25 protein-coding genes and 5 pseudogenes are annotated in these 26,286 nt (G+C 37.2%); 21 read left to right on the top strand and 9 right to left on the bottom strand.

The features are described from left to right. The first annotated feature begins 154 nt into the window (after positions 1 to 154). From DSY56_RS02605 to DSY56_RS02570, 6 genes and pseudogenes are all read left to right on the top strand, one after another. Positions 155 to 1,273, top strand: a complete 1,119-nt coding sequence (locus tag DSY56_RS02605) for an AAA family ATPase (RefSeq protein WP_112443750.1) — start codon at positions 155 to 157, stop codon at positions 1,271 to 1,273. Continuing rightward, the gene (locus DSY56_RS02600; protein ID WP_112443749.1) at positions 1,266 to 2,099 is read left to right on the top strand and encodes a hypothetical protein; all 834 of its coding nucleotides are present in this window, start codon (positions 1,266 to 1,268) and stop codon (positions 2,097 to 2,099) included. Before DSY56_RS02605 ends, DSY56_RS02600 begins: the two co-directional genes overlap by 8 nt. A gap of 323 nt (positions 2,100 to 2,422) precedes the next feature. Next, positions 2,423 to 2,910, top strand: a pseudogene (locus tag DSY56_RS02595) (DUF1697 domain-containing protein). A 390-nt stretch (positions 2,911 to 3,300) separates the two neighbouring features. After that, positions 3,301 to 3,501 (top strand): annotated as a pseudogene (locus tag DSY56_RS12230) (hypothetical protein); the annotation flags it as partial. A gap of 200 nt (positions 3,502 to 3,701) precedes the next feature. Further along, positions 3,702 to 3,884 (top strand): annotated as a pseudogene (locus tag DSY56_RS02575) (hypothetical protein); the annotation flags it as partial. 23 nt (positions 3,885 to 3,907) lie between these two features. Further along, a complete protein-coding gene (locus DSY56_RS02570; protein ID WP_112443748.1) occupies positions 3,908 to 4,375 on the top strand; it encodes an NUDIX domain-containing protein in 468 nt (155 codons plus the stop codon). Here the strand turns inward: DSY56_RS02570 and DSY56_RS02565 are convergent. Continuing rightward, positions 4,372 to 4,440: pseudogene (locus tag DSY56_RS02565) on the bottom strand (DNA-binding transcriptional regulator); the annotation flags it as partial. The gene DSY56_RS02570 and the pseudogene DSY56_RS02565 overlap by 4 nt on opposite strands. Positions 4,441 to 4,584: 144 nt before the next feature. Here DSY56_RS02565 and DSY56_RS02560 point away from each other — a divergent pair. The 7 genes and pseudogenes from DSY56_RS02560 to DSY56_RS02530 form a co-directional block, all read left to right on the top strand. Next, positions 4,585 to 5,559, top strand: coding sequence for a LacI family DNA-binding transcriptional regulator (locus tag DSY56_RS02560; RefSeq protein WP_000207600.1), 975 nt, complete (start codon positions 4,585 to 4,587; stop codon positions 5,557 to 5,559). After that, the gene (rbsK, locus tag DSY56_RS02555) at positions 5,559 to 6,470 is read left to right on the top strand and encodes a ribokinase (RefSeq protein ID WP_112443747.1); all 912 of its coding nucleotides are present in this window, start codon (positions 5,559 to 5,561) and stop codon (positions 6,468 to 6,470) included. Before DSY56_RS02560 ends, rbsK begins: the two co-directional genes overlap by 1 nt. Beyond that, positions 6,445 to 6,843 carry a D-ribose pyranase gene (gene rbsD, locus DSY56_RS02550; RefSeq protein WP_000759835.1) on the top strand — a complete coding sequence of 133 codons (399 nt, stop codon included), beginning with the start codon at positions 6,445 to 6,447 and terminating at the stop codon, positions 6,841 to 6,843. The genes rbsK and rbsD overlap by 26 nt, the downstream gene beginning before the upstream one ends. Positions 6,844 to 6,856: 13 nt before the next feature. Continuing rightward, positions 6,857 to 8,335: a sugar ABC transporter ATP-binding protein gene (locus DSY56_RS02545; RefSeq protein ID WP_112443746.1), complete on the top strand. Its 1,479-nt coding sequence runs from the start codon at positions 6,857 to 6,859 to the stop codon at positions 8,333 to 8,335. A 1-nt stretch (position 8,336) separates the two neighbouring features. Then, a complete protein-coding gene (locus tag DSY56_RS02540) occupies positions 8,337 to 9,281 on the top strand; it encodes an ABC transporter permease subunit (protein ID WP_000799270.1) in 945 nt (314 codons plus the stop codon). A gap of 103 nt (positions 9,282 to 9,384) precedes the next feature. Next, the gene (locus tag DSY56_RS02535; RefSeq protein ID WP_000691494.1) at positions 9,385 to 10,350 is read left to right on the top strand and encodes a substrate-binding domain-containing protein; all 966 of its coding nucleotides are present in this window, start codon (positions 9,385 to 9,387) and stop codon (positions 10,348 to 10,350) included. A 77-nt stretch (positions 10,351 to 10,427) separates the two neighbouring features. Then, positions 10,428 to 10,568 (top strand): annotated as a pseudogene (locus tag DSY56_RS02530) (DNA mismatch repair protein MutT); the annotation flags it as partial. Here the strand turns inward: DSY56_RS02530 and DSY56_RS02525 are convergent. From DSY56_RS02525 to coaB, 5 genes are all read right to left on the bottom strand, one after another. After that, entirely contained in the window at positions 10,565 to 11,080 is a 516-nt protein-coding gene (locus tag DSY56_RS02525) for a transcription repressor NadR (protein ID WP_100104466.1), read from the bottom strand. The pseudogene DSY56_RS02530 and the gene DSY56_RS02525 sit on opposite strands and share 4 nt — an antisense overlap. A 12-nt stretch (positions 11,081 to 11,092) precedes the next feature. Next, complete coding sequence (locus tag DSY56_RS02520; RefSeq protein WP_049515422.1) at positions 11,093 to 11,620, bottom strand: ECF transporter S component; 528 nt, start codon at positions 11,618 to 11,620, stop codon at positions 11,093 to 11,095. 176 nt (positions 11,621 to 11,796) lie between these two features. Next, entirely contained in the window at positions 11,797 to 12,360 is a 564-nt protein-coding gene (locus DSY56_RS02515; RefSeq protein WP_000747412.1) for an ECF transporter S component, read from the bottom strand. Next, the gene (gene coaC / locus DSY56_RS02510; RefSeq protein WP_112443744.1) at positions 12,344 to 12,895 is read right to left on the bottom strand and encodes a phosphopantothenoylcysteine decarboxylase; all 552 of its coding nucleotides are present in this window, start codon (positions 12,893 to 12,895) and stop codon (positions 12,344 to 12,346) included. The genes DSY56_RS02515 and coaC overlap by 17 nt, the downstream gene beginning before the upstream one ends. A gap of 11 nt (positions 12,896 to 12,906) precedes the next feature. Then, positions 12,907 to 13,596, bottom strand: a complete 690-nt coding sequence (gene coaB, locus DSY56_RS02505; protein ID WP_112443743.1) for a phosphopantothenate--cysteine ligase — start codon at positions 13,594 to 13,596, stop codon at positions 12,907 to 12,909. A 225-nt stretch (positions 13,597 to 13,821) separates the two neighbouring features. Here coaB and DSY56_RS02500 point away from each other — a divergent pair, with 225 nt between their 5' ends. Continuing rightward, positions 13,822 to 15,492, top strand: a complete 1,671-nt coding sequence (locus DSY56_RS02500) for a formate--tetrahydrofolate ligase (RefSeq protein WP_112443742.1) — start codon at positions 13,822 to 13,824, stop codon at positions 15,490 to 15,492. A 221-nt stretch (positions 15,493 to 15,713) separates the two neighbouring features. Here the strand turns inward: DSY56_RS02500 and DSY56_RS12225 are convergent, their stop codons facing one another. Then, positions 15,714 to 15,866: a chlorohydrolase gene (locus DSY56_RS12225; protein WP_234990544.1), complete on the bottom strand. Its 153-nt coding sequence runs from the start codon at positions 15,864 to 15,866 to the stop codon at positions 15,714 to 15,716. A gap of 84 nt (positions 15,867 to 15,950) precedes the next feature. Between DSY56_RS12225 and mutY the strand changes: the two genes are divergently transcribed. The 5 genes from mutY (at position 15,951) to DSY56_RS02475 (ending at position 20,898) form a co-directional block, all read left to right on the top strand. Beyond that, a complete protein-coding gene (gene mutY / locus DSY56_RS02495) occupies positions 15,951 to 17,126 on the top strand; it encodes an A/G-specific adenine glycosylase (protein WP_112443741.1) in 1,176 nt (391 codons plus the stop codon). A gap of 55 nt (positions 17,127 to 17,181) precedes the next feature. Beyond that, positions 17,182 to 17,886: a response regulator YycF gene (gene yycF / locus DSY56_RS02490; protein ID WP_050259789.1), complete on the top strand. Its 705-nt coding sequence runs from the start codon at positions 17,182 to 17,184 to the stop codon at positions 17,884 to 17,886. Beyond that, positions 17,879 to 19,228, top strand: a complete 1,350-nt coding sequence (vicK, locus tag DSY56_RS02485) for a cell wall metabolism sensor histidine kinase VicK (protein ID WP_112443740.1) — start codon at positions 17,879 to 17,881, stop codon at positions 19,226 to 19,228. Before yycF ends, vicK begins: the two co-directional genes overlap by 8 nt. A gap of 1 nt (position 19,229) precedes the next feature. Next, on the top strand, positions 19,230 to 20,039 hold the full coding sequence (locus tag DSY56_RS02480; RefSeq protein WP_061387624.1) for an MBL fold metallo-hydrolase: 810 nt from the start codon (positions 19,230 to 19,232) through the stop codon (positions 20,037 to 20,039). 82 nt (positions 20,040 to 20,121) lie between these two features. Next, positions 20,122 to 20,898, top strand: coding sequence for a potassium channel family protein (locus tag DSY56_RS02475; RefSeq protein ID WP_112443739.1), 777 nt, complete (start codon positions 20,122 to 20,124; stop codon positions 20,896 to 20,898). Between the two features lie 154 nt (positions 20,899 to 21,052). Here DSY56_RS02475 and tnpA read toward each other — a convergent pair whose 3' ends face one another. After that, positions 21,053 to 21,517, bottom strand: a complete 465-nt coding sequence (tnpA, locus tag DSY56_RS02465; protein ID WP_112443738.1) for an IS200/IS605 family transposase — start codon at positions 21,515 to 21,517, stop codon at positions 21,053 to 21,055. Positions 21,518 to 21,867: 350 nt separating this feature from the next. Next, on the bottom strand, positions 21,868 to 22,854 hold the full coding sequence (locus DSY56_RS02460; RefSeq protein ID WP_000204727.1) for an L-lactate dehydrogenase: 987 nt from the start codon (positions 22,852 to 22,854) through the stop codon (positions 21,868 to 21,870). Positions 22,855 to 23,047: 193 nt separating this feature from the next. On the opposite strand from DSY56_RS02460, the gene gyrA reads away from it, so the two are divergent. Together gyrA and srtA are read left to right on the top strand one after the other, a co-directional pair. Further along, positions 23,048 to 25,516, top strand: a complete 2,469-nt coding sequence (gene gyrA / locus DSY56_RS02455) for a DNA gyrase subunit A (protein ID WP_112443737.1) — start codon at positions 23,048 to 23,050, stop codon at positions 25,514 to 25,516. Then, complete coding sequence (gene srtA, locus DSY56_RS02450; protein ID WP_061439132.1) at positions 25,516 to 26,259, top strand: sortase SrtA; 744 nt, start codon at positions 25,516 to 25,518, stop codon at positions 26,257 to 26,259. Before gyrA ends, srtA begins: the two co-directional genes overlap by 1 nt. Positions 26,260 to 26,286 lie beyond the last annotated feature (27 nt).

The following is a 26,286-nucleotide window of genomic DNA, read 5'->3' as shown; positions in this document are numbered from 1 at the left end:
AATTCGTAAATGTAGTGTGATAATGAATTAGCCAATTTTTACTGATATAAAGCCCCATTTTTAATATACTGGGGGGCGTATCTTGCACTGAGTGAAAATTTGTTGTATAATTAAAATGGCCGTAATTTTTTTACGATTAATAGGAGGTATGGAAATGTTACAAAAATTTAAGGTAAAAGGTTTTAAAAATTTTGCATCACAAATTGAGTTTGATTTAACAGCTGGAAATTATTCATTTAATGATAGTATTGTAAAAAATAATATTCTTACTACTGCAGTTATATATGGTGATAATGCTTCGGGCAAATCAAACCTAGGTTTAGCTATAATGGATATTATAACTCATCTGACAGATAATGAAAAAAATATTAATGATTATAAAAAACATTTTTTAAATCTAGAAACTACGCCTGAGTATGCCAAATTTGATTATACCTTTAATTTCAATGATCACATTGTAAAATATAATTATTGTAAAAAAGAGTATGATGTGATTTTATATGAAGAATTATTCATAGATAATGAATTGATTGTTAAATACGATAGGCAGGAGCAGATAAAAATAATAAATTTGAAAAATGGTGGTGAAATAAATTTTGAAAAATTAAGAGATGATCAATCACTGGTAAAACTTGCCTATGTTTATTCGACAGGTGGTGATCAGGAAGAAGATACAAAAGATGCTATTTTTGATAGATTTATTAAGTTTGTTGATTCAATGTTATCCTTTGATTCAATTTATGGAAATCACTATCAAGGATATACGACAGGACGTGGACAAATTGCTGAAATGATTATTAAAAAAGATAAGGTTAAAGACTATCAACAATTTCTTTCTGAGGTTGGTATTCATTATGAATTGTTTGAAAAAGAGATTGATGATTCGAAACATATTTTTGCAAAATTTCCATCGGGAAAAGAGGCTAATTTCTTTAATATTATGTCTAAAGGAACTCTAGCTTTATCTTTGTTTTTCATGTGGTATATGCAAATAGTAGATGGAATTCAATTTTTGTTTATTGATGAATTTGATTCTTATTTTCACCATAATGTATCTAGAGTGTTAATAAATAAATTAAAATCCTCATCGGTTCAAGTTGTTTTAACTACACATAATACTGCAAATATGTCTAACTCTATTTTAAGACCTGATAGTTATTTTACTATTTCTAATAATAGAATTGCTAATATTGCGAATCGTTCTGGTCGTGAAATACGTCAAGCACAAAATATAGAAAAAATGTATCGCGCAGGTAGTTTTGATAATGAGTAATATATTATTTATTGTTGAGGGAGCCAAAGACGAACCGAAATATATAGACCAATTTATTCAATATCACAAAGAAGTCATGGAGCAAAACGGAAATGATGTATCTCCGATTATTGTCCAGAGCTACGGAACATTGATTTATGATCTATATAAAAGGATTTCTAGTTATCCAGAGGAGGATGAATTTGAAACGATTCCTGTCCTACTAGAAATATTAAAAGATAAGTCCATAGAGTATAGTGATGAGCTAGAAAATCATGAAAAGTTCTCGGATATTTTTCTATTTTTTGACTTAGATGCACATTACCACTACAAGAAAGATAAAAGGAATGATCAGGTTTATAAAGAGATTAATAAACTTTTGTCCTTTTTTAATGAATCAACTGACAAAGGAAAGCTACTAATTAGTTATCCTATGTTTGAAGCTTTAAAATGCTTTAAAGATGATTTTATAAATGGGAGTAATGTATTGTGCCATTTGTTTAATATTTATGAGGTCAAGAAGAAAGGTAGTAGTACAACATTCAAAAGAAAATATAAGTGTATATCTTCAGAGTGTTATAAAAATTCGGATTATTCTAAAGAGAAGATTGAAAAATTAGTCCAATATTTTATATTGTGTTCTTTCTATTTGGTTGAAAATGCAACCGATATTTCCAATTCTGAAACTATATTTATAAAACAATATGAAAAATTAATTAATCAGAGGGAGCAGGTTCTGATTTTATCTGCTTTTCCACATTTTATAATTGATATTTTTGGAATAGAGCGATATTGTGAAATTTGGGATTGGACTTTTACATTTAAAAATATTTCTGAGTATAGTTAAAGTTCCTTATATTATTGATTGTCAGAAGTGATGTTACAGTAAAACTACTGTCAATTAAGAAAAATCTAACTAACTTGGATAGATTTAGCATTTTTATTGACTAGTGCTATATTTATCGTATTACCTTATGTGAAAAGGATTGATATTACACAATTAGGTTCAGTGGAGTCTAGAAGCGGTGAACAAACTTCAAAAGAGAAGTAATAGAATATTATCAGAAACAACTTACTATTTTAGCCTTACTGAATAGATAAAAGGAGGACTATAGGCATCATGAGCTTTTACTCCGTGACATCAATGTCGGTGGAAAAATCAAGGTTGTCATGTCTGATTTGAAGACGGTTTGGCTGAGTTGAATTTTGAAAATCCAGTTTTCTACATCAATAGTGGCAATCTTTTCTTTGATAGCGAGGAGCAAAAGGAGAGGATTCGGGAGATTTTTACGGCTTGTTTCAGCCGGTCTTCTGATTTTCCTCTGCCTTTTGTCCTTGTCAACTCTTCCATACTTGAAAAGGAAACAGCAAATCTACTTACATGGTGGCAGGCTGAAACAGCCTTTCAGCTAGACGTTCTCTTTTATCTGCTCAAGATTGACAGGGAGAGTGTTCAAGAGCTGGCAGGTAGTCGGGCAAATGACAGGGAGCAGATGCACTTTGGGCAGGCTGCTTTCTTTTATAGCAATGTGGACCTATAGGACTATCTCAAGTCCAACTACCATAAGAAACTACGCAAGTCCAGTTTCTACAAGCAACTAATTTTCCGAAATGGTAAGACTTTCCAGAAGATAGTGGAGTTGGTGAATGAGAAGTAAGAGAAACAAGAAAAGTAAAAGTTCAGGAGAACAAGTTTAGTCTTTAGTTGGAAAAACATTGGATAGTAGAAGCTTTTTAAAATTATTTAGTCTTAATAGTTGTTGCGATTAGTGTCGGATATTTAACTTTTGGTAATGAGAGCATTCCTGCTTCACTTCGTTATTTTAATTATATTAGTCCTTTATATGTATACTTGTTCCTCTTGGTGCTTATTCTTTATTATTTTCGATTTGGTAGCCTGATTAAATAAAGATGGAAATGTTTTTTTCCATCTTTAATCAGTTTTGATTCCCGCTATGTTTGCTTTCCAATTGTTACCTATCTAATCTTTTTCTTCACCCTATTATTTACTATGGTGATTTTAAAATATAATAAAAAAGGAGAAAAAAATTACCGACGTAAATTTCTCAAAGGTATTTTCATTTAAAACACTCTATCTGAACTTCCTAACCTTTGAAATTTTTCATTTGATTTTGTTAGTTTTAGGTCTATCCTTTACTTCGGTCTTGTGGAATAGATGGTTTTTTATTCTTTGTTTGACTTTCTTTATCCATTCTTGGATAGTCTTTTTTAGGACAAGAGATTTTCATTGATATCATCTCATTTTTGAATTATTCAATGCACTAGTCGCACTTTATACTCAATGAAAATCAAAGTGCAAACTAGGAAACTAGCCGCAGGTTGCTCAAAACACTGTTTTGAGGTTGTGGATAGAACTGACAGAATCAGTATCATATACCTACGGCAAGGCGAATCTGGCGTGGTTGGCTCTTTGATTTTCGAAGAGTATTACTTTTGGTTTTCGGCATTCTTGCTTTGTCAATCATTCCGAGTTCAGCCATTTCCATTAATATAGACTATCATATACAAAATAAAGAAATTATCATTGTCAGAGGTTTTGTGGCAACATCATGAATTGATCAATTCCTGTATCATGAAGTCAGAAGTAAAATACAACGAAGATATGTTTTAATAACTTAGAAAGCGAGTAAATTTATGTCCCGTTCCCAATTAACGATTTTAACAAATATTTGTCTGATTGAAGACCTAGAAAACCAGCGCGTGGTGATGCAGTACCGCGCTCCTGAAACCAATCGCTGGTCTGGTTATGCCTTTCCAGGAGGTCATGTAGAAAATGGCGAGTCTTTTGCAGAGTCAGTCATTCGTGAAATCTATGAAGAAACAGGATTGACTATCCAAAATCCTCAACTTGTCGGTATTAAAAATTGGCCACTAGATACAGGTGGGCGCTATATTGTCGTTTGTTATAAGGCGACTGAGTTCTTTGGTACCCTTCGCTCTTCAGAAGAGGGAGAAGTTTCTTGGGTGCAAAAAGACCAGATTCCAAACTTAGATCTGGCCTATGATATGTTACCATTGATGGAGATGATGGAAGCTCCGGACAAGTCAGAGTTTTTCTACCGCCACCGTACAGAAGACGATTGGGAAAAGAAAATTTTCTAGTCTTTTACTAAATAACCGAGCTGATCCAAGGCCTCCTCTATATAGTGGAGGTCTTGTTGTGTTTCCTGTATAATAGTAATAATGGATTTGGAAAAAATATATGTACTCTGAAATAAATTTAAAATATTTTTAGAAAAGTATTGACAAATCAAAAGAAAACGTTTACTATAGAATAAGGGAACGGTTCCACAACGTAAGAAGGAGGAATGATGACTACAATAAAACAGGTTGCTGAAGAAGCTGGAGTATCAAAATCAACGGTTTCAAGATATATATCAAAAAAAGGTTATGTTGGAGATGATGCGAGAGAGAAAATAAAAAATGCGATTAAAAAATTAAATTACACACCAAATGTATTAGCACAATCTTTGAAAACCAAAAAAAACCAAATGGTGGGACTCTTATTGCCAGATATTTCAAATCCCTTCTTCCCAAGATTGGTTCGAGGAGCTGAATCATATTTGAAAGATAAAGGTTATAGAATTATGGTTGGTACGATTTCAGACCAAGAATCTTTGAGTGAATATGTTAACTTACTGTTGAAAACAAATGCTGCTGGAATTATTACTACACATGACTTCACAAAAGAATATCCAGATTTATCATTACCTGTTGTTGTGGTTGACCGGATTAGTAAAGATACAGGTTACGGTGTTTTTTCTGATAATCAGTCAGGTGGTCGTTTGGCTGCTGAAGCAATCTGTAATGCAGGTGCTAAACAAGTTCTGATTATTAAAGTTTTAGATGATAAAGCCGAGAATATCGCGGAACGGTTTGAAGCAAGTTTAAACTATTTGAGGAATAAATCTTTAGAAATTTGTATTGAAGAAAGTGAAACGTTTGACTTTGAAAAAATTCAAAAAGAAGCTAAAGAGAATCTAAAAAGAAATCCAAATATCGATAGTATTATAGCACCTTCTGATATTCATGCGATAGCTTATATTCATGAAATTTTAGCAATTGGTAAAAAAATTCCAGATGATATTCAAATCATTGGTTATGATGATATTGTACTTAGTCAATTTATTTACCCTTCTTTATCAACTATTCACCAATCATCATATAAAATGGGAGAACAGGCTGCAAAGCTAATCTATAATATGGCAAATAAGTTCTCTATAGATGAAGCTAAAATTAAACTACCTGTTAGATACGTAGAAAGAAATACATTAAGGAGAAAGTAATGAGTAAAATTGTTGTTGTTGGAAGTATTTCAATGGACTTAGTTATGAGAACAAAAAGGATTCCAGAAGGAGGTGAAACGATTTTTGGGGATTCATTTAATATAGTTCCAGGTGGAAAAGGTGCAAATCAAGCTGTAGCTATTGGTAGATTATCCAGTGTAGAAGATCATATTTACATATTTGGAAACGTCGGAGAAGATATTTTTTCAGCAGATTTACTAAGTAATCTGCAAAATAATAATATTTCTACAGAACATGTGGGAACGGTACCACAATCTACAGGAGTTGCACAAATTACTTTATATGGAGGTGATAATAGGATTATTTATTATCCCGGAGCGAATAATTTAGTTAAAACAAATGATTGGAAAAATGAGTGGGAATTGATTAGTGATGCAAGTATTGTTGTATTACAGAATGAAATACCACATGAAGCCAACCTATCTATAGCTAAATTTTGCCAAGAAAATAAAGTTAAGGTGCTTTACAATCCTGCACCAGCTAGAGAAACAGATATAGAGATGATTCCTTTTTGTGATTTTATTATTCCTAATGAGCATGAATGTTCAGAGCTTTTTCCAGATAAGAAATTAGAAGAAATTATTAAAATTTATCCTAATAAAATGATTGTGACATTAGGAGTTGAAGGTTCCATTTATTATGATGGGGCAGTAGTTCAGAAGATTCCTGCTATAAAAGCAGAAGTAGTTGATACTACAGGAGCAGGAGATACATTTAATGGTGCTTTTGCTTATGCTATCTCAAAAGGAAAAGAGATGAATGTTGCATTGTCCTTTGCAACGATTGCTTCACATCTTTCTGTTCAAAGATTTGGAGCGCAAGGAGGCATGCCGAGTTTGAAAGAAATAAAGGAGCATTCAGGATATGAAGAAATATGGGATTTTAAATAGTAATATAGCAAAACTAGCTGATGATTTAGGTCATATGGATTTGGTTTGTATCGGAGATTTAGGATTGCCAGTTCCAAAAGGTGTTGATAAAATTGATTTAGCATTAAGAAAAGGTAGTCCAAGTTTTTTAGAAGTTTTAAAAGAATATTCAGATCATGTACTTATTGAAAAAATTTTCTTAGCAGAAGAAATTAAGGAAAAAAACAAAGAACAGTGGCAAGCAGTTCTAGATCTTTTAGGATCGAATATAATTATTGAATATATTAGTCATGAAGAATTGAAAGCTATGAATACTAAAGTTAAGGCAGTTATTCGCACTGGGGAAGATACACCATATTCGAATATAATCTTGCAATCAGGAGTTATTATTTAGAAGGGGGTTGCCTATGAAAATTGAAATGAAGAACATTTCAAAATCTTTTGGGAATAATCGTGTTTTAGAAAGTATTGATTTGGTTCTTAATTCAGGAGAAGTTCATGCTTTAATGGGAGAGAATGGTGCAGGCAAATCAACCTTAATGAATATTTTAACTGGACTTTTTCCAGCTACTTCAGGAACTATTTTTATTGATGGAAAAGAAAAAACATTTTCTAATCCTCAAGAGGCAGAACGTTTTGGACTGAGTTTTATTCATCAAGAAATGAATACTTGGCCAGATATGACTGTACTTGATAATCTTTTTTTAGGAAGAGAAATTAAAAATTCGATTGGGTTTCTAGATAAAGCTAGTATGGAAAGGAAAGCTAAAGAAGCATTTAAACGTCTTAATATCTCTATTCCTCTTGATGCAATCATTGGTCAATTATCAGTCGGACAACAACAAATGATAGAAATAGCAAAATGTTTATTATCAGAAGTTTCCTTGTTAATTATGGATGAACCCACAGCAGCTTTAACTGATCGTGAAACTGAAACACTTTTTAAAGTGATAGAAGGATTAAAATCTGATGGTGTAGGTATTGTGTATATTTCACATCGGATGGAAGAAATCTTTAAGATTACAGATCTTATAACTGTTATGAGGGATGGGTTTGTAATTGATACCAAGAAAACGAACTTAACTAATGCGGATGAATTAGTTCAGAAGATGGTAGGTCGTGAATTAGAAGATTATTATCCAGAAAAAAAGGCTGAGATTGGGAATATTGTTTTTCAAGCTAAGAATCTTTCTGGTGATGCTTTTACGGATATTTCTTTCTATGTACGTCAAGGGGAAATTCTTGGTTTTTCTGGTTTGATGGGTGCTGGTCGTACTGAAATAATGCGAGCAATTTTTGGAATTGATTCTTTAAAATCTGGTCAAATTATAATAAACGAAGAACAACTGATAATTAAAAATCCTTTTGAAGCAATTAAGCATGGAATTGGTTTCTTAACAGAAGATCGTAAAGATGAGGGATTGATTTTAGATTTTTCTATTAAAGATAATATGACTTTACCTAGTACTCGTGATTTTGTTAAAAATGGCATTTTTGATAATAAAACAAGTGATATATTTGTACAACGTTTAATTGATAGGCTACGAATTAAATCAGGTTATCCAGATAAGGAAGTTGGAACACTTTCTGGTGGTAATCAACAGAAAGTAGTTTTAGCAAAATGGATAGGTATTGCTCCAAAAGTACTGATTCTAGATGAGCCAACTCGTGGGGTAGATGTTGGTGCTAAGCGTGAAATTTACCAATTAATGAATGAATTGGCTGAACGAGGTGTGCCGATTATTATGGTATCTTCAGATTTACCAGAAGTGATCGGAGTCAGTGATCGCATTATGGTCATGCATGAAGGAAGAATTAGTGGAGAATTAACACGTCAAGAAGCTACACAAGAAAAAGTTATGCAACTAGCTACAGGAGGACAATAGTGTGAAAAATACTATGAAGTATATGTCAGAATTGACAACAGTAATAGCATTGATAATTTTAATGGCTGTCATCACTATTATCAATTCAAATTTTTTAACAGCAAATAATCTGTTAAATTTACTATTGCAAGTAACATCAAATGCACTGATTGCTTTTGGAATGACTTTTGTTATTCTAACAGGTGGAATTGATTTATCAGTAGGATCAATTTTAGCCTTATCCAGTGCGCTAACAGCTGGTTTATTAGGATCTGGAATGCCTGTTGCGTTAGCAATTCTCAGCTCTTTAATTTTGGGTTGCATTCTGGGGATGATGAATGGGTTATTGATTTCCTACGGGAAATTAGCTCCATTTATCGTTACTTTAGCAACTATGACTATTTTTAGAGGCGCAACACTTGTTTATACAAATGGGAATCCTATTACAAAAGGATTAAGTGATACATTCTTATTTCAATTTTTGGGGCAAGGTTACATAGTCGGAATTCCATTTCCTGTAATTATTATGTTTATTGTATTTATTGTTTTATATGTTTTACTTCATAAAACAGCATTTGGTAAATCTGTGTATGCTATAGGGGGGAATGAAAAAGCAGCATATATATCAGGTGTGAAACTAAATAAAGTGAAAATTATCATTTATTCAATTTCAGGTATGATGGCTTCAATTTCTGGATTGATTATAACATCACGCTTAAGTTCTGCTCAACCAACAGCAGGTGCTAGTTATGAAATGGATGCTATTGCAGCTGTTGTTCTTGGGGGAACCTCATTATCAGGAGGTAAAGGTCGTATACTGGGGACTCTAATAGGTGCTTTAATTATTGGAGTTTTGAATAATGGACTTAATATTATTGGTGTTTCAGCATTTTGGCAGCAAGTAGTAAAAGGAGTTGTAATTTTAATTGCTGTTCTGATTGATCGTTTTAAAGTTGTAAAACAGTAGAATCATTTTCAATTTTTTTGGAAATAGTAACAATTTATTAGATGACGAACAATAGTCGGGATGGAAACTATCCCTATAGATATATATTACGAGGAGTAATAACATGAAAATTATTAAAAAAATTAGCATTTTTGCTTTGTTTGTAACATTTATTTTTGCTTTAGTAGCTTGTGGAAAAACTGGTTTAGGAAATTCATCAAATGATAATAAATCTACGACTCAAAAGTCGGCAAAAGAATTAAAATTAGGAGTTTCTATTTCGACTACTAACAATCCCTATTTTGTAGCTATGAAAGATGGTCTTGAAAAAGCCGCAGGAGAAAAAGAAGTAACTTTGAAGATAGCAGATGCACAAGATGATGCTGCTAGACAAGCAGATGATATTCAGAATTTTATTAGTCAAAATGTAGATGCCTTACTAATTAATCCAGTTGATTCTGATGCAATTGTTACATCTATTAAAGCTGCTAATAATGCAAATATTCCAGTAATCTTAATTGACCGCGGTAGTAATGGTGGTGAAGTCTTGACAACTGTTGCTTCTGATAACGTAGAAGCAGGTAAAATGGCTGCCGAATTTATTACCAAGCAATTGGGAGAAAAAGCAAAAACTTTTGAATTATCAGGAGTCCCTGGCGCTTCTGCAACTGTAGATAGAGGTAAAGGATTTGAACAAATTTCAAAGACAAATTTAGATGTTCTTTCTAGTCAATCCGCTAATTTTGATCGCGCAAAAGCTTTGAATACAGCGCAAAATATGATTCAAGGAAACAAAGAAGTACAAGCAATCTTTGCACAGAATGATGAGATGGCGTTAGGAGCTGCACAAGCAGTAAAAGCAGCTGGTCTTATCAATGTATTAATTGTTGGTATTGATGGTCAACCAGATGCACATGATGCTATTGCAAAAGGTGATATTACTGCCACTATTGCTCAGCAACCAGCTAAGATGGGTGAAATTGCTATTCAATCAGCTATCGATCATTATCAAGGGAAAAAACTGGAAAAAGAAACAGTTTCTCCAATTTATCTTGTGACTAAGGATAATGTTGATCAACATAACTGGTGATATATTTTTAGTAAGCAAGTAGTTGTTAATTTTCATTCAATGTAGTTTTTAAATATCATTGTTACTATTTGCGCTATTGGATTCAAAAAGACCAGATTCCAAACTTGGATCTGGCCTATGATATGTTACCTTTGATGGAGATGATGGACGCTCCTGACAAGTCAGAGTTTTTCTACCGCCACCGTACAGAAGACGATTGGGAAAAGAAAATTTTCTAATCCTTTACTAAATAACCGAGCTGATCCAAGGCCTCCTCGATATAGTGGAGGTCTTGTTGCGTTTCGGCTTCGATTAGGTGGTAATGGATGCCATCTGTTAATTCAGACAGAGGTCTAAAATCTGAATGCTCGACTTGTTCTAGAAAATGTTGCACATCTCTGCGACAAGAAAGTTTGAGTAGAGTTTCAATTTCTCCGTAAACAGGATGATCAATCAAGGTATTTTGAACACGCCCTCCATTATCTACGATAGCAAGAAGTTCCTGACCGATTTCTTCAACTTCATGTTTCACCTTGAAAAGTTTATGGACATAAGGATTGGTATCAATTTGCTTATAGATGTAGCCACGATTAGTAGATAGGATAGGAGCGCCATCGGCTCTCAAAATTGCAATGTCCTGCACAATGACCTGACGTGTGACATGAAAATGTTCCGCCAAACTTTGGCCATTGAGGGCTTTAGGAGCTTCTTTCAAGAGTTGGAGCAGAGCTTGTTTGCGATCTTTTGTCATAGCTTTTCCTTTTTAACGGCGTTTTCGAAGCACTTTATAGACAGCTAGTGCTAATGTATAGTCTACCATACTATGGATAATTGTGCCAAATCCAACTAGCACAAATAGAACGTAAAACATATTTTCTACATTGGTACCGGAAGTTGCATAAAAAATGACACAAGCTAATACTTCAGCAAGGGCATGAACGACAGCCAAAACAAAGTTGAAAATCCAGGAAGCTTTTGGTTTATCTAGGGTATCGGGGAATTTTTGTAGGTAAAGAGCTCCCAAAGTCCCAAAAAAGATATGGGAAAAAGCTCGAAATACGATAACCATGGGATAGCCAGCCATCAAAAATCCAAAACTAGAGGCTAGGATGACAAAAACTGCCATCAAGGGCGACAAGAACATGGCAATAAAAATAGCGATGTGGCTCCCCAAAGTGTAAGAAGCAGGTGGAATGACAATCTTGAAAGGCATAACAATTGGAATCAAAATTGCGATAGCCGTTAAGAGGGCAGTCATGGTCATAAATTGTGTTTTTTTCCGTGTATTCATAAGAATCTCCTTTTTAGCTGTATATACACTAGTATAGTACAATAAACCAGACAATAAAGCAAGGATTTACTTGGGTTTATAGATCATTTTTTAGTTAAAAGTTAGTAAAGATTTCACTAAAAAGAAACTGTATAGAGCAAAATCTCCACCTTCAATCTTGAAAGCGGAGATTGTTTTTATTTCTTCAAGGTTTGTAGTCGTGGAACAATGGCTAGGGTTAGAACTGCGGAAATAACTAATTCGGCAATGGAGTTTGTTGAGATAACGGTTGCCAGGAGTTTTTGGATATTACCATCAAAGACATTTCCAAAAAGGTAGAAAATTCCACCAAGGACAAAGACTGTGTTGGTAAGTGAACCAAGGGCACCAGCTAAAATAAGACCAGTTTTATTTTTCATCAGTTTATAGACTAGATACGGAGTTAAACCAATCAAAATACGTGGGACGATGGCAATGATAGCTGAGTAGATGTTTCCGTTTGGTACAAAAGGTGAGAAGAGGTAGCTTGTTGGTAGAATTGTAATCGTATTAACTGTCAAGCTAAGTAGTCCCATTAAAAATCCAAGTGTAACCCCAACTCGTGGACCGTAAATAATGCTGGCAATAATGACAGGAATATGAACGATAGTCGGTTTGATTGGGAATGGAAAAAGGTTAAAGATAAGCGAGCTCAGAAAGTGTATCACGAGCATGGTTGCAAAAAAGATAGCAATGGGTGCAATATTAGAGCGTTTTTTCATCGAGAGTTTCCTTTATTCTTTCTAAAATAATTGTGAGGTCGGCTAAAGCTCCTCGTCCGTGGTCTCCACAAGCTAGTAGGGATTCCTTAGGAGCAATCAGCTGATAGCCGTAGGTTTCTAATGTTTTTAGATTAGCCTGAGTTGCTGGATGGTCATACATTTTTGTATTCATAGCAGGAGCTATTAGTTTAGGAATATGACTGGGCAAGGCTAGAGCTGTACAAGTTACCATGTTGTCCGCAAAACCATGGGCTAGTTTTGCAATAGTGTTAGCTGTTGCAGGGGCCACGATAAATAAATCCGCCTTTTTTCCAAGTTCGATATGATTGACTTGATCAGGATAGGGTTCCTTCATAACATCCAAGTGGACAGGATTCTGCGATAAGACCTGTAGTGTTAAAGGTTGGATAAACTCTGTAGCAGCCTGAGTCATTAAGACAGTGACTTGATGACCTTGTTTTTTTAGAGAACTGACTAAATCTGCCGACTTGTAAGAGGCGATTGAGCCCGTTACAGCCAAGAGAATGTTTGCCATAGCTTTCCTTTCTACGAATGATAGGCTTGAATTTTTTCAAGGAGGAGTTTTGCAATTTCTTCTTTAGTGTTAACCGTTTGAAGATAATCTTTCTCAACAAAGATTGCACGATGCTGGTTTGCTGAAATTTGAGTCAGGTCATTTGCGATAATCAAGTCTGCTTGGTTCTTGATAAGACTTTTTCTAGCAATGTCAACCAGATGATCTTCGGTAACATCAACCAGCAGCTTAAAGCCAATCAGATGAATAGCAGGATTCCATTCCTTGACTAGAGAGATGATTTTGGGAGTCTTTTTTAGGAACAAAACCTGAACCTCATCAGTTGAAGAAATCTTAGCTTGATGATTTTGCTTGCTTAAAAATTCTTCTAGATTGGAGCTAGCCTGAACTTCTTCCAGCCCCGTCATATAAACAGGAGTGTAGTCGGATACGGCCATTGAGTGAATCAAGACTTGATAATCCTGAACATGTTCTTGCATTTCTAGTAGAAGGTCCTTGGTATTGTTAATTTCTCGAATGCTTAGGTTGGGATGGGCTTCTGGCTTCACGGCTCGTTTTGTCGTTATCAAACAAACTTCATGCCCAGCAGCAAGCAAGGTTTCAGTGATGATTTTCCCCAAGCGACCTGTGGAATGGTTAGTGATAGAGCGGACGCTATCGATAGCTTCACTGGTACCGCCCGATGTAACTAAAATTTTCATAGCACTATTGTACACAAAAATAAACGGTAAGTAAAATGAAAGTGATAAAAATTTGGTAAAAGGAAAGAATATAGTTTCAAACTATAAAGCCATATAAAATTTAAGAAAGGGCTCTAAAAACCTTAAAAACAGGGATATTTACGAACGTTTAGAGAGTTTTCGGATGTTAAAAATCTTGTTTTGTGTTATAATGAATTATCATAAAAGAGGTTAGAGGAGTTTTGAATGAAAACAGATATTGAAATCGCACAGAGTATTGAGTTGAAGCCAATCGTTGATGTTGTAGAGAAACTGGGCATTTCTTACGATGATTTGGAGTTGTATGGAAAGTACAAGGCTAAGCTCAGCTTTGATAAAATTCGTGCAGTTGAGAGCAATCCAGTTGGGAAATTAATCTTGGTTACTGCCATCAACCCAACACCTGCAGGTGAAGGAAAATCAACCATTACCATTGGTCTTGCGGATGCCTTGAACAAGATTGGCAAAAAAACCATGATCGCTATCCGCGAACCATCTCTTGGTCCAGTAATGGGTATCAAGGGTGGTGCCGCTGGTGGTGGTTACGCTCAAGTTCTGCCAATGGAAGACATCAACCTCCACTTTACTGGAGACATGCATGCCATTACAACTGCCAACAATGCTCTTTCTGCCTTGATTGACAACCACTTGCACCAAGGAAATGAGCTTGGAATTGATCAACGCCGTATTCTCTGGAAACGTGTAGTGGACTTGAACGACCGTGCTCTTCGCCATGTGACCGTTGGACTTGGTGGCCCTCTAAATGGTATTCCACGTGAGGATGGCTTTGATATTACAGTTGCTTCCGAAATCATGGCAATTCTTTGCTTGGCAACAGACATCGAGGACTTGAAACGCCGTTTGGCTAATATCGTTATCGGTTATCGCTATGACCGTACCCCTGTTTCTGTAGGTGATTTGCAGGTTGAAGGTGCCTTAGCTTTGATCTTGAAGGATGCTATTAAGCCGAACCTGGTTCAGACAATTTATGGAACGCCTGCCTTTGTACATGGTGGTCCATTTGCTAATATTGCTCATGGATGTAATTCAGTCTTGGCAACAAGCACAGCCCTTCACTTGGCTGATTACACAGTTACTGAAGCTGGTTTTGGTGCAGACCTTGGTGCTGAGAAATTCCTTGATATTAAGACACCAAACTTGCCAACATCTCCAGATGCAGTTGTTATCGTCGCAACCCTTCGTGCCCTTAAGATGAATGGTGGTGTAGCTAAAGACGCTTTGACAGAAGAAAATGTGGAGGCGGTTCGTGCAGGTTTTGCTAACTTGAAACGCCACGTTGAAAATATCCGTAAATTTGGAGTACCTGCAGTCGTAGCAATCAATGAATTTGTCTCTGATACTGAAGCAGAAATCGCAGCCTTGAAAGAGCTTTGTGCCTCAATCGATGTACCAGTTGAGTTGGCAAGTGTCTGGGCTGATGGTGCAGAAGGTGGAGTAGCGCTTGCTGAAACGGTTGTCAAGACTATCGCTGAAAACCTAGCTAACTACAAACGTTTGTATGATAATGACCTTTCTGTCCAAGAAAAGATTGAAAAGATTGTTACTGAAATCTACCGTGGTAGCAAAGTAAACTTTGAGAAGAAAGCTCAAACACAAATCGCTCAAATCGTTCAAAACGGTTGGGACAAATTGCCAATCTGTATGGCTAAGACTCAATATAGTTTCTCAGACAATCCGAATTCACTTGGAGCACCTGAAAACTTTGAAATTACTATTCGTGAATTGGTACCAAAATTAGGGGCAGGCTTTATCGTTGCCCTAACTGGCGATGTCATGACCATGCCAGGACTTCCCAAACGACCAGCAGCCCTCAACATGGATGTTGAAAGCGATGGAACAGTATTAGGCTTGTTCTAGTATATTGCAATTGACTTTGAGAGATTGGGTAAAAACTCAATTTCAGGAGAAAATGAAGTAAATTTCCCCATAATAGAGCGCATAATATCAAGGTTTTTCAACACCGAATATTATGCGTTTTTTGGGTTTAAAGACTTTTGCCCCACCTATTTCTTATTTGCTGCAAGCAGTTTATCAATAAGATTTATACTCTTCGAAAATCTCTTCAAACTACGTCAGATTCACCTTGCCGTATAGATGTTACTGACTACGTCAGTTCTATCTGCAACCTCAAAACGGTGTTTTGAGCTGACTACGTCAGTTCTATCCCCAACCTCAAAACAGTGTTTTGAGCAACCTGCGGCTAGCTTCCTAGTTTTCTCTTTGATTTTCATTGAGTATCAGTCCTTTTCCCTTGGGAAGAGGCTTTTTAATACTAGGAAAAGGACAGTTAGAGTCTTCTGTGTTATACTAGAGATATGTTAGATTTGAAAGAATATGGTATTGCCATGTGGCCAGAGGAGAAGATTGTTTCTTTTCGTAAGAAACTTCTCAACTGGTATGATGAAAATAAAAGAGATTTACCATGGCGTAGGAGTAAAAAGCCTTATCACATCTGGGTATCTGAAATCATGCTTCAGCAGACCAGGGTGGATACAGTTATTCCCTACTATGAACGATTCTTGGACTGGTTTCCAACAGTGGAAAGTTTGGCGAATGCGCCTGAAGAGCGTTTGTTGAAGGCTTGGGAAGGTTTGGGTTATTATTCTCGAGTTCGTAATATGCAGGCTGCAGCCCAGCAGATTATGACTGATTTTGGTGGCCAATTTCCAAATACCTATGAAGGAATTTCCAGTTTGAAAGGGATTGGCCCTTACACAGCAGGAGCTATTTCCAGTATCGCTTTTAACTTGCCTGAGCCAGCTGTAGATGGTAATGTCATGCGGGTCTTGGCGCGTCTGTTTGAAGTCAATCACGATATTGGAATTCCAAGTAATCGCAAAATTTTTCAGGCAATGATGGAAATCTTGATTGATCCAGATCGTCCTGGTGACTTTAACCAAGCCTTAATGGACTTGGGCTCAGATATTGAGGCTCCTGTAAATCCCAGACCAGAAGAAAGTCCAGTTAAGGACTTTAGTGCAGCATATCAGAATGGAACCATGGACCGTTATCCAATCAAGGCTCCCAAGAAAAAGCCGGTCCCTATTTATCTTAAAGCCTTGGTGGTAAAGAATAGTCAGGGACAATTTTTGCTTGAAAAAAATGAAAGTGAAAAACTATTGGCAGGTTTTTGGCATTTCCCCTTGATAGAAGTTGATAACTTTTCGCAAGGAGAGCAGTTTGACCTCTTTCATCAGGTTGCAGAAGAAAATGTGAACTTTGGTCCCAGTCCAGAAGAGAGTTTCCAGCAGGACTATGACTTAGATGTTGATTGGTTTGATACTTATTTTGAGATGGTAAAACATGTCTTTAGCCATCGCAAGTGGCATGTTCAAATTGTAGCCGGTCAGGTGAGTGACTACCATGATTTTTCAGATAGGGAAGTTCGCTGGCTTTCACCAGAAGAGTTCAAGAATTACCCACTTGCCAAACCCCAACAAAAAATCTGGCAGGCTTATGCAAAAGCCAACTTAGACAGTAGCAAAGACTAGCTATTGTGTCTTCTTGTTATTTTTTTGGTATAATAGTAGAGAAAAAGGTGAACATATGAAAAAAATACTAATTGTAGATGATGAGAAACCAATCTCGGATATTATCAAGTTTAATATGACCAAGGAAGGTTACGAAGTTGTAACTGCTTTTAACGGTCGTGAAGCGTTAGAACAATTTGAAGCAGAGCAGCCAGATATTATTATTCTGGATTTGATGCTTCCAGAAATTGATGGTTTAGAAGTTGCTAAGACCATTCGCAAGACAAGTAGTGTACCTATTATCATGCTGTCGGCTAAAGACAGCGAATTTGATAAGGTCATCGGTTTGGAGCTTGGGGCAGATGACTATGTGACAAAACCCTTCTCCAATCGTGAGTTGCAGGCGCGTGTTAAAGCTCTTCTTCGTCGTTCTCAACCTATGCCAGTAGATGGGCAGGAAGCAGATAGCAAACCTCAGCCTATCCAAATTGGGGATTTAGAAATTGTTCCAGACGCCTACGTGGCTAAAAAATATGGCGAAGAACTAGACTTAACCCATCGTGAGTTTGAGCTTTTGTATCATTTGGCATCGCATACAGGTCAAGTCATTACGCGCGAACACTTGCTTGAGACTGTCTGGGGTTATGACTATTTTGGTGATGTCCGTACGGTTGATGTGACTGTCCGACGTCTGCGTGAGAAGATTGAAGATACACCCAGCCGACCAGAGTATATCTTGACGCGCCGTGGTGTAGGATATTACATGAGAAATAATGCTTGATTTACTGAAACAAACCATTTTTACCAGAGATTTTATCTTTATCCTGATTTTGTTAGGTTTCATCCTTGTTGTGACCCTCCTATTACTGGAAAATAGACGTGATAATATTCGGTTGAAGCAAATCAATCAAAAGGTTAAAGATTTGATTGCAGGAGATTATTCCAAGGTTCTTGATATGCAAGGTGGGTCTGAAATCACCAACATTACCAATAATTTGAATGACTTGTCGGAGGTTATTCGTCTCACTCAGGAAAATCTAGAACAAGAGAGTAAGAGGCTAAATAGTATCCTGTTTTATATGACGGATGGGGTTCTTGCGACCAATCGTCGGGGTCAGATTATCATGATTAACGATACAGCCAAGAAGCAACTGGGGCTGGTTAAAGAAGATGTTCTGAATAGAAGCATTTTGGAATTACTCAAGATAGAAGAAGACTATGAATTGCGTGATTTGATTACCCAAAGTCCAGAATTGTTGCTAGATTCCCAAGACATCAATGGCGAATATCTGAGCCTTCGAGTTCGCTTTGCCTTGATTCGTCGAGAGTCTGGCTTTATTTCTGGTTTGGTGGCTGTTTTGCATGATACGACGGAGCAGGAGAAGGAAGAGCGCGAACGGAGACTCTTTGTTTCCAACGTTAGTCATGAGTTACGGACTCCTTTAACCAGCGTGAAATCTTATCTTGAAGCCTTGGATGAGGGAGCTTTGTGTGAAACTGTAGCACCAGACTTCATCAAGGTGTCTCTGGACGAAACCAACCGTATGATGCGCATGGTGACGGATCTCCTCCATCTTTCACGGATTGATAACGCCACTAGTCACCTAGATGTGGAACTAATTAACTTCACTGCCTTTATTACCTTTATCCTCAATCGTTTTGACAAGATGAAAGGACAGGAAAAGGAGAAAAAATATGAGTTGGTGAGGGATTATCCTATCAATTCTATCTGGATGGAAATTGATACAGATAAGATGACGCAGGTTGTCGACAATATTTTAAATAATGCTATTAAGTATTCGCCAGATGGGGGTAAAATCACTGTCAGAATGAAGACAACTGAAGACCAGATGATTTTATCCATTTCTGACCACGGTTTGGGGATTCCTAAGCAGGATTTACCACGTATTTTTGACCGTTTTTATCGTGTGGATCGTGCTAGAAGTCGTGCCCAGGGTGGTACAGGTTTGGGACTGTCTATTGCCAAAGAAATTATCAAACAACATAAGGGCTTTATTTGGGCTAAGAGTGAATACGGTAAGGGATCAACCTTTACCATTGTGCTCCCTTATGATAGGGATGCAGTGAAAGAAGAAGTATGGGAGGATGAAGTAGAAGACTAGAATGAGTGAAATAGGCTTTAAATACAGTATTTTAGCGTCGGGTTCCAGTGGAAATTCCTTTTATCTGGAAACCCCAAAAAAGAAGCTTTTAGTGGATGCCGGCTTGTCTGGTAAAAAGATTACTAGCCTACTTGCTGAAATTAACCGCAAACCAGAAGACTTGGATGCCATCTTGATTACCCATGAGCATTCAGATCATATCCATGGAGTAGGCGTTTTGGCTCGCAAGTATGGTATGGATCTTTATGCCAATGAAAAGACCTGGCAAGCTATGGAAAATAGTAAGTATCTTGGTAAGGTGGATTCTTCGCAAAAGCATATCTTTGAGATGGGCAAAACCAAAACCTTTGGAGATATTGACATCGAGAGTTTTGGTGTCAGCCATGATGCAGTCGCACCGCAGTTCTATCGCTTTATGAAAGATGATAAAAGTTTTGTCCTTTTGACAGATACAGGTTATGTCAGTGACCGTATGGCAGGGATTATCGAAAATGCGGACGGCTATCTTATCGAGTCCAACCATGATGTAGAGATTTTGCGAGCAGGTTCTTACGCTTGGCGACTCAAACAACGAATCCTATCGGATCTGGGTCACCTTTCTAACGAAGATGGTGCCGAAGCCATGATTCGGACGCTAGGAAATCGCACTAAGAAAATCTACCTAGGACATTTGTCTAAAGAGAACAATATCAAGGAGCTGGCTCACATGACCATGGTCAATCAGCTAGCTCAAGCTGATCTGGGAGTCGGAGTAGACTTTAAGGTTTATGATACCTCACCAGATACCGCCACACCCTTGACAGACATATAAAAAGAAGGCGAGTGCCTTCTTTTTATAAATTAGTAGATATTTGTTGTGGTATAACGTTCAAAAATAACATAGGAGAAGTAGTGTGAAGAAAAAATGGTTTTTGGCAGATTATTATGATACAACAATTATTTTACTTGCTTTAATCTCTGTTATTCTAGTCTTGCTTGGATTTTCTGAGATGATTGATTTGGACAATCCTCCGTACAATATTATTGATTTACTACTTTGGGGTGTTTTTGTAATTGATTATAGTTGGCGCTTTTTTATTACTAAAAGAAAATGGCGCTTTATTCTTGAAAATATTTTTGATTTATTGGCTATTCTCCCTTTAAATGCTATTTTCACAGTTTTTCGATTAGGGCGTATCTTCCGCTTAGCAAGGCTGACAAAATTACTGAAACTGACTCGTTTACTTAGAATAATTGGACTTACAGGTAAATTAGAAAGAAAAATTAGTAGATTCTTACGGACAAATGGCCTGATTTATATCTTGTATGTTAATATTTTTATCGTTCTAGTAGGAAGTTCAATTTTATCTGTAGTTGAAGAAAAATCCTTCTCAGATAGTCTTTGGTGGGCTCTTGTGACAGTAACTACTGTTGGTTATGGTGATATTGTTCCAGTTTCCCTTTTTGGGAAATGGCTAGCAGTTTTACTGATGCTTGTCGGTATTGGAACAATAGGAATGTTAACGAGTGCCTTGACGAACTTTTTTGTAAAGGATAATCCAGATAAACAGATAAAACTTGATAAACTTCAAGATGAATTATCTAGTCAGAGAATATTACTAGAGAAGCAATCTGAGAAAATCGAAGAACTGCATCGGATGATGAAAGACTTAGTTGAAAAAATATCATAAAGGTGAGACAAAATCATAACCACCCGTCAAACGGGCGGTTTGTCCCAGGGTTATAAGCCCAAATTACCAGCCAGCGCCTAAAGACGCTGGCTTTCACTTTGTTCAAGCCTCATTGCTCTTGACTCGTCACTTGCCTCTTAAAGAGGCTTTAGTATTACTTACCACTATCCCTAAAGGGATCCTCATATTCTTTTACACTCAATTTATCTAGTGCTATATCATGCTTTTCCTGTTCTTGGATATATTTCTTAATTGTGACTTCATTAAGCCCTACTGTACTTACATAATAACCTTCCGCCCAGAAATGCCGATTCCCAAACTTATACTTGAGGTTGGCGTGTTTATCAAACATCATGAGTGAACTTTTTCCTTTTAAATAACCCATGAAACTCGAAATACTTATCCTTGGTGGAATACTTACTAACATATGTACATGGTCTGGCATTAAGTGACCCTCGATAATTTCAACTCCTTTATAACTACACAAACGATGAAATATTTCGCCTAAACTACTTCGATATTGATTATAGATGACTTTTCGTCTATACTTAGGGGTGAACACAATGTGATACTTACAGTGCCACTTTGTGTGCGATAAACTATGAGCCTTTTGTGCCATATTTTTCTCCTTTCGCTTTACAATTGGCTTGAACACCTTTATTGTATCGCGTTTGGAGTTTTTTGGGTATAACCTTCGACGCGCACCCGCATAGCGGGTGGTTTTTTTGTCTCGCACCTAGCGGAGCGAGACGGACTGAAAGTCACACAATAAAACGCATATTATTAGGTATAAAAACTTGATACTATGCGTTTTATAGAGAAATGAAATAAAATCTGAACAAATCAATTAGGAATTTAAAGCATTTTATAACAACGTTTTAGAGTAATGGGGTGCTATTTCAACTTTAACCTACTATAATACAGAAAAAAACAACTCCCTGATGATTCAAGGAGTTGTCTATAGTTAAATTAGTTTTTAGAAGCTTCTTGGAATTCTGGGTTTTTCCATGCTTCATCAATGATAGCTTGCAATTCTTTAGCAGATGCTTGCATTTTTTGAGTTTCTGCATCGTTCAATGGAATGTTTACTGGACGAACGATACCATGTGCACCAACAACAGCTGGTTGACCGATAAAGACATTCTCAACTCCGTATTGACCTTCTTGGAATACTGAAAGTGGAAGTACTGCGTTTTCATCGTCAAGGATTGCTTTAGTGATACGAGCAAGGGCTACTGCGATACCGTAGTATGTTGCACCTTTTTTGTTGATGATTGTGTAGGCTGCATCACGAACACCTTCGAACAATTCAATCAATTCAGCTTCTTGAACATTTTGAGTGTCTTTAAGGAATTCTTCAAGGTTTACACCAGCGATGTTTGCGTGTGACCAAACAGCGAACTCAGAGTCACCGTGTTCACCCATGATGTAAGCGTGCACTGAACGAGCATCCACATCCAATTTTTCAGCAAGTGCTTGACGGAAACGAGCTGAGTCAAGTGAAGTACCTGAACCGATAACGCGTTCTTTAGGGAAACCAGAGAATTTCCAAGTTGAGTAAGTCAAAACGTCAACTGGGTTAGCAGCAACAAGGAAGATACCTTTGAAACCTGATTCAACAACTTGAGTTACGATTGATTTGTTGATAGCAAGGTTTTTACCTACAAGGTCAAGACGAGTTTCACCTGGTTTTTGAGGCGCACCTGCAGTGATTACAACAAGGTCAGCGTCTGCACAGTCAGAGTATTGAGCTGCATAGATTTTTTTAGGTGAAGTGAAGGCAAGGGCGTGGCTAAGGTCAAGCGCGTCACCAACAGCTTTTTCATGCAATTGTGGAATTTCAATAATTCCAAGCTCTTGTGCAATTCCTTGGTTAACCAGTGCAAAAGCGTAAGATGAACCTACAGCACCATCTCCGACAAGGATAACTTTTTTGTGTTGTTTAGTTGAAGTCATTGTTCTAAACATCTCCTTAATTTTATTAGGGGATTTTCCCCAGACAACTTCATTCTATCACTTTTAAAAAACTTTGTCACGAATATGCCTTATAGTTCTCAATGTAAACGTTTTAGTGGTTTAGAGGCTGAAATAGATGGGAATTTATGGTATAATGTTGTTACTTACTAATTGTGAAATGAGGCATTTATTAATGCAGGATAAAAATTTAGTGAATGTCAATCTGACAAAGGAGATGAAGACGAGCTTTATCGATTACGCCATGAGTGTTATCGTAGCCCGGGCTCTTCCTGATGTTCGAGATGGCTTGAAACCTGTTCACCGTCGCATTCTCTACGGAATGAATGAATTGGGTGTTACTCCAGACAAACCTCATAAAAAATCTGCTCGTATTACAGGGGATGTCATGGGTAAATATCACCCACACGGGGATTCCTCTATTTATGAAGCCATGGTCCGTATGGCTCAATGGTGGAGCTACCGTTACATGCTTGTAGATGGACATGGGAACTTTGGTTCCATGGATGGTGATGGTGCTGCCGCCCAGCGTTATACTGAGGCACGTATGAGCAAGATTGCTCTGGAGATGCTTCGTGATATCAATAAAAATACAGTTGATTTCGTTGATAACTATGACGCCAATGAACGTGAACCCTTGGTCTTGCCAGCGCGCTTTCCAAACCTTTTGGTAAATGGAGCAACTGGTATTGCCGTTGGGATGGCGACCAATATTCCCCCTCACAACTTGGGTGAAACCATTGATGCAGTGAAGTTGGTCATGGACAATCCTGAAGTGACTACCAAGGACTTGATGGAAGTCTTGCCTGGTCCAGATTTTCCAACAGGTGCCCTTGTCATGGGGAAATCAGGGATTCATAAGGCTTATGAAACAGGTAAAGGTTCGATTGTTCTTCGTTCTCGTACTGAAATCGAAGAAACTAAGACTGGCCGTGAACGCATCGTTGTGACAGAATTTCCTTACATGGTCAATAAAACCAAGGTGCATGAGCATATTGTTCGTTTGGTTCAGGAAAAACGCATTGAGGGCATTACAGCAGTACGTGATGAGTCAAACCGTGAAGGTGTTCGATTTGTTATTGAAGTCAAGCGCGATGCCTCAGCCAATGTTATCCTCAATAACCTCTTTAAGATGACCCAGATGCAAACCAACTTTGGTTTCAATATGCTTGCTATCCAAAATGGTGTACCGAAGATTTTATCCCTTCGTCAGATTTTGGATGCTTATATCGAGCACCAAAAAGAAGTAGTTGTTCGTCGGACACGTTTTGATAAGGAAAAAGCGGAAGCACGCGCTCATATCTTAGAAGGTCTCTTGATTGCGCTAGACCATATCGATGAAGTGATTCGTATCATCCGTGCTAGTGAAACAGACGCAGAAGCACAAGCTGAGTTGATGAGTAAGTTTAAGCTTTCTGAACGTCAAAGTCAGGCTATCCTAGACATGCGTCTTCGTCGTTTGACAGGTTTGGAACGCGATAAGATTCAGTCTGAATATGATGACCTCTTGGCTCTGATTGCGGATTTAGCAGATATTCTTGCTAAGCCCGAACGTGTTTCTCAAATCATTAAAGATGAATTAGACGAAGTCAAGCGTAAGTTTGGCGACCAACGTCGTACAGAGTTGATGGTCGGTGAAGTCTTAAGCCTCGAAGATGAGGATCTGATTGAAGAATCGGATGTCTTGATCACTCTTTCTAACAAAGGCTACATCAAACGTCTGGATCAAGCCGAGTTTACTGCTCAAAAACGTGGGGGTCGTGGTGTTCAAGGAACCGGTGTTAAGGATGATGATTTTGTTCGTGAGTTAGTGTCAACTAGCACTCATGATCATCTGCTCTTCTTCACAAATAAAGGTCGAGTCTATCGCCTGAAAGGCTATGAAATTCCTGAGTATGGTCGGACCGCTAAGGGATTGCCAATTGTCAATCTTTTGAAATTGGATGAAGGAGAAAGTATTCAGACCATCATCAATGTTGAATCTGAACGCAGTGATGAAGCCTATCTCTTCTTCACAACCCGTCATGGTATCGTGAAGAGAACCAGCGTCAAGGAATTTGCTAACATTCGTCAAAATGGACTTAAAGCACTGAACCTCAAGGATGAAGATGAGTTGATTAATGTCTTGTTGACAGAAGAAGATACGGATATTATCATTGGGACCAAGTTTGGTTATGCAGTTCGCTTTAATCAATCGGCTGTTCGTGGCATGAGTCGTATCGCCACTGGTGTGAAAGGTGTTAACCTCCGTGATGGAGATACAGTAGTCGGAGCGAGCGTAATTACTGATCAAGATGAAGTTCTTATCATTACTGAAAAAGGATATGGGAAGCGTACAGTTGCTACTGAATACCCAACAAAAGGTCGTGGTGGTAAGGGAATGCAGACAGCTAAAATTACCGAAAAAAATGGCTTGCTGGCCGGTCTTATGACTGTTCAAGGGGATGAGGATGTGATGATTATCACTGATACAGGTGTCATGATTCGAACCAATCTTGCCAATATTTCACAAACAGGACGCGCAACTATGGGAGTTAAAGTAATGCGCCTGGATCAAGATGCTCAGATAGTGACCTTCACAACGGTTGCAGCAGCAGAAAAAGAAGAAGTTGGGACAGAAAATGAAACAGAAGGTGAAGCATAATGTCTCAAAAAAATAATAAAAAGAAAAACAAGCGAAAAAATCTGCTGACAAATATCCTAGCAGGATTTCTGATAGTACTGTCACTGGCTTTGATTTTTAATGCGCAAATTCGAAATATTTTCATGGTCTGGAATACCAATAAGTATCAAGTTAGCCAGGTATCAAAAGAAAAAATAGAAGAAAATCAGGATACAGAAGGAAATTTTGATTTTGATTCGGTCAAAGCGATTTCTTCGGAAGCTGTTCTAGCTTCTCAATGGGATGCTCAAAAATTACCAGTTATTGGGGGAATTGCAATTCCTGAATTGGAAATGAATTTGCCGATTTTTAAAGGACTTGATAATGTTAATCTCTTCTACGGCGCTGGTACAATGAAACGCGAGCAAGTAATGGGAGAAGGAAATTATAGTCTAGCTAGTCACCATATCTTTGGTGTTGATAATGCTAATAAAATGTTATTTTCTCCTTTAGATAATGCTAAAAATGGTATGAAGATTTATCTAACCGATAAAAATAAAGTTTATACCTATGAAATCCGTGAAGTCAAACGTGTGACACCGGATCGTGTTGATGAAGTTGATGATAGAGATGGGATCAATGAAATCACATTAGTAACCTGTGAAGACCTTGCTGCTACAGAACGTATTATTGTAAAAGGTGATTTGAAAGAAACAAAAGATTATTCACAAACATCTGATGAAATCCTAACAGCTTTCAATCAACCGTATAAACAATTTTATTAATACAAATCAGTGAAATCCAGAATTTCA

The organism is Streptococcus sp. 596553 (genome assembly GCF_900411395.1).
GTDB classification, from domain to species: Bacteria; Bacillota; Bacilli; order Lactobacillales; family Streptococcaceae; genus Streptococcus; species Streptococcus mitis_BA.
This window is presented reverse-complemented; position numbering and strand designations above follow the sequence as displayed.

Excerpts from the sequence above, each read along its gene's own strand:
- DSY56_RS02500 (WP_112443742.1), top strand. The coding sequence starts at position 13,822 with ATGAAAACAGATATTGAAATCGCACAGAGTATTGAGTTGAAGCCAATC.
- DSY56_RS02480 (WP_061387624.1), top strand. The coding sequence starts at position 19,230 with ATGAGTGAAATAGGCTTTAAATACAGTATTTTAGCGTCGGGTTCCAGT.
- coaC (WP_112443744.1), bottom strand. The coding sequence starts at position 12,895 with ATGGCAAACATTCTCTTGGCTGTAACGGGCTCAATCGCCTCTTACAAG.
- gyrA (WP_112443737.1), top strand. The coding sequence starts at position 23,048 with ATGCAGGATAAAAATTTAGTGAATGTCAATCTGACAAAGGAGATGAAG.
- DSY56_RS02515 (WP_000747412.1), bottom strand. The coding sequence starts at position 12,360 with ATGAAAAAACGCTCTAATATTGCACCCATTGCTATCTTTTTTGCAACC.
- DSY56_RS02460 (WP_000204727.1), bottom strand. The coding sequence starts at position 22,854 with ATGACTTCAACTAAACAACACAAAAAAGTTATCCTTGTCGGAGATGGT.
- DSY56_RS02560 (WP_000207600.1), top strand. The coding sequence starts at position 4,585 with ATGACTACAATAAAACAGGTTGCTGAAGAAGCTGGAGTATCAAAATCA.
- DSY56_RS02545 (WP_112443746.1), top strand. The coding sequence starts at position 6,857 with ATGAAAATTGAAATGAAGAACATTTCAAAATCTTTTGGGAATAATCGT.
- DSY56_RS02525 (WP_100104466.1), bottom strand. The coding sequence starts at position 11,080 with ATGACAAAAGATCGCAAACAAGCTCTGCTCCAACTCTTGAAAGAAGCT.
- mutY (WP_112443741.1), top strand. The coding sequence starts at position 15,951 with ATGTTAGATTTGAAAGAATATGGTATTGCCATGTGGCCAGAGGAGAAG.
- DSY56_RS02520 (WP_049515422.1), bottom strand. The coding sequence starts at position 11,620 with ATGAATACACGGAAAAAAACACAATTTATGACCATGACTGCCCTCTTA.
- srtA (WP_061439132.1), top strand. The coding sequence starts at position 25,516 with ATGTCTCAAAAAAATAATAAAAAGAAAAACAAGCGAAAAAATCTGCTG.
- vicK (WP_112443740.1), top strand. The coding sequence starts at position 17,879 with ATGCTTGATTTACTGAAACAAACCATTTTTACCAGAGATTTTATCTTT.
- DSY56_RS02600 (WP_112443749.1), top strand. The coding sequence starts at position 1,266 with ATGAGTAATATATTATTTATTGTTGAGGGAGCCAAAGACGAACCGAAA.
- rbsD (WP_000759835.1), top strand. The coding sequence starts at position 6,445 with ATGAAGAAATATGGGATTTTAAATAGTAATATAGCAAAACTAGCTGAT.
- coaB (WP_112443743.1), bottom strand. The coding sequence starts at position 13,596 with ATGAAAATTTTAGTTACATCGGGCGGTACCAGTGAAGCTATCGATAGC.
- rbsK (WP_112443747.1), top strand. The coding sequence starts at position 5,559 with ATGAGTAAAATTGTTGTTGTTGGAAGTATTTCAATGGACTTAGTTATG.
- DSY56_RS02605 (WP_112443750.1), top strand. The coding sequence starts at position 155 with ATGTTACAAAAATTTAAGGTAAAAGGTTTTAAAAATTTTGCATCACAA.
- DSY56_RS02570 (WP_112443748.1), top strand. The coding sequence starts at position 3,908 with ATGTCCCGTTCCCAATTAACGATTTTAACAAATATTTGTCTGATTGAA.
- yycF (WP_050259789.1), top strand. The coding sequence starts at position 17,182 with ATGAAAAAAATACTAATTGTAGATGATGAGAAACCAATCTCGGATATT.
- DSY56_RS12225 (WP_234990544.1), bottom strand. The coding sequence starts at position 15,866 with ATGAAAATCAAAGAGAAAACTAGGAAGCTAGCCGCAGGTTGCTCAAAA.
- DSY56_RS02535 (WP_000691494.1), top strand. The coding sequence starts at position 9,385 with ATGAAAATTATTAAAAAAATTAGCATTTTTGCTTTGTTTGTAACATTT.
- tnpA (WP_112443738.1), bottom strand. The coding sequence starts at position 21,517 with ATGGCACAAAAGGCTCATAGTTTATCGCACACAAAGTGGCACTGTAAG.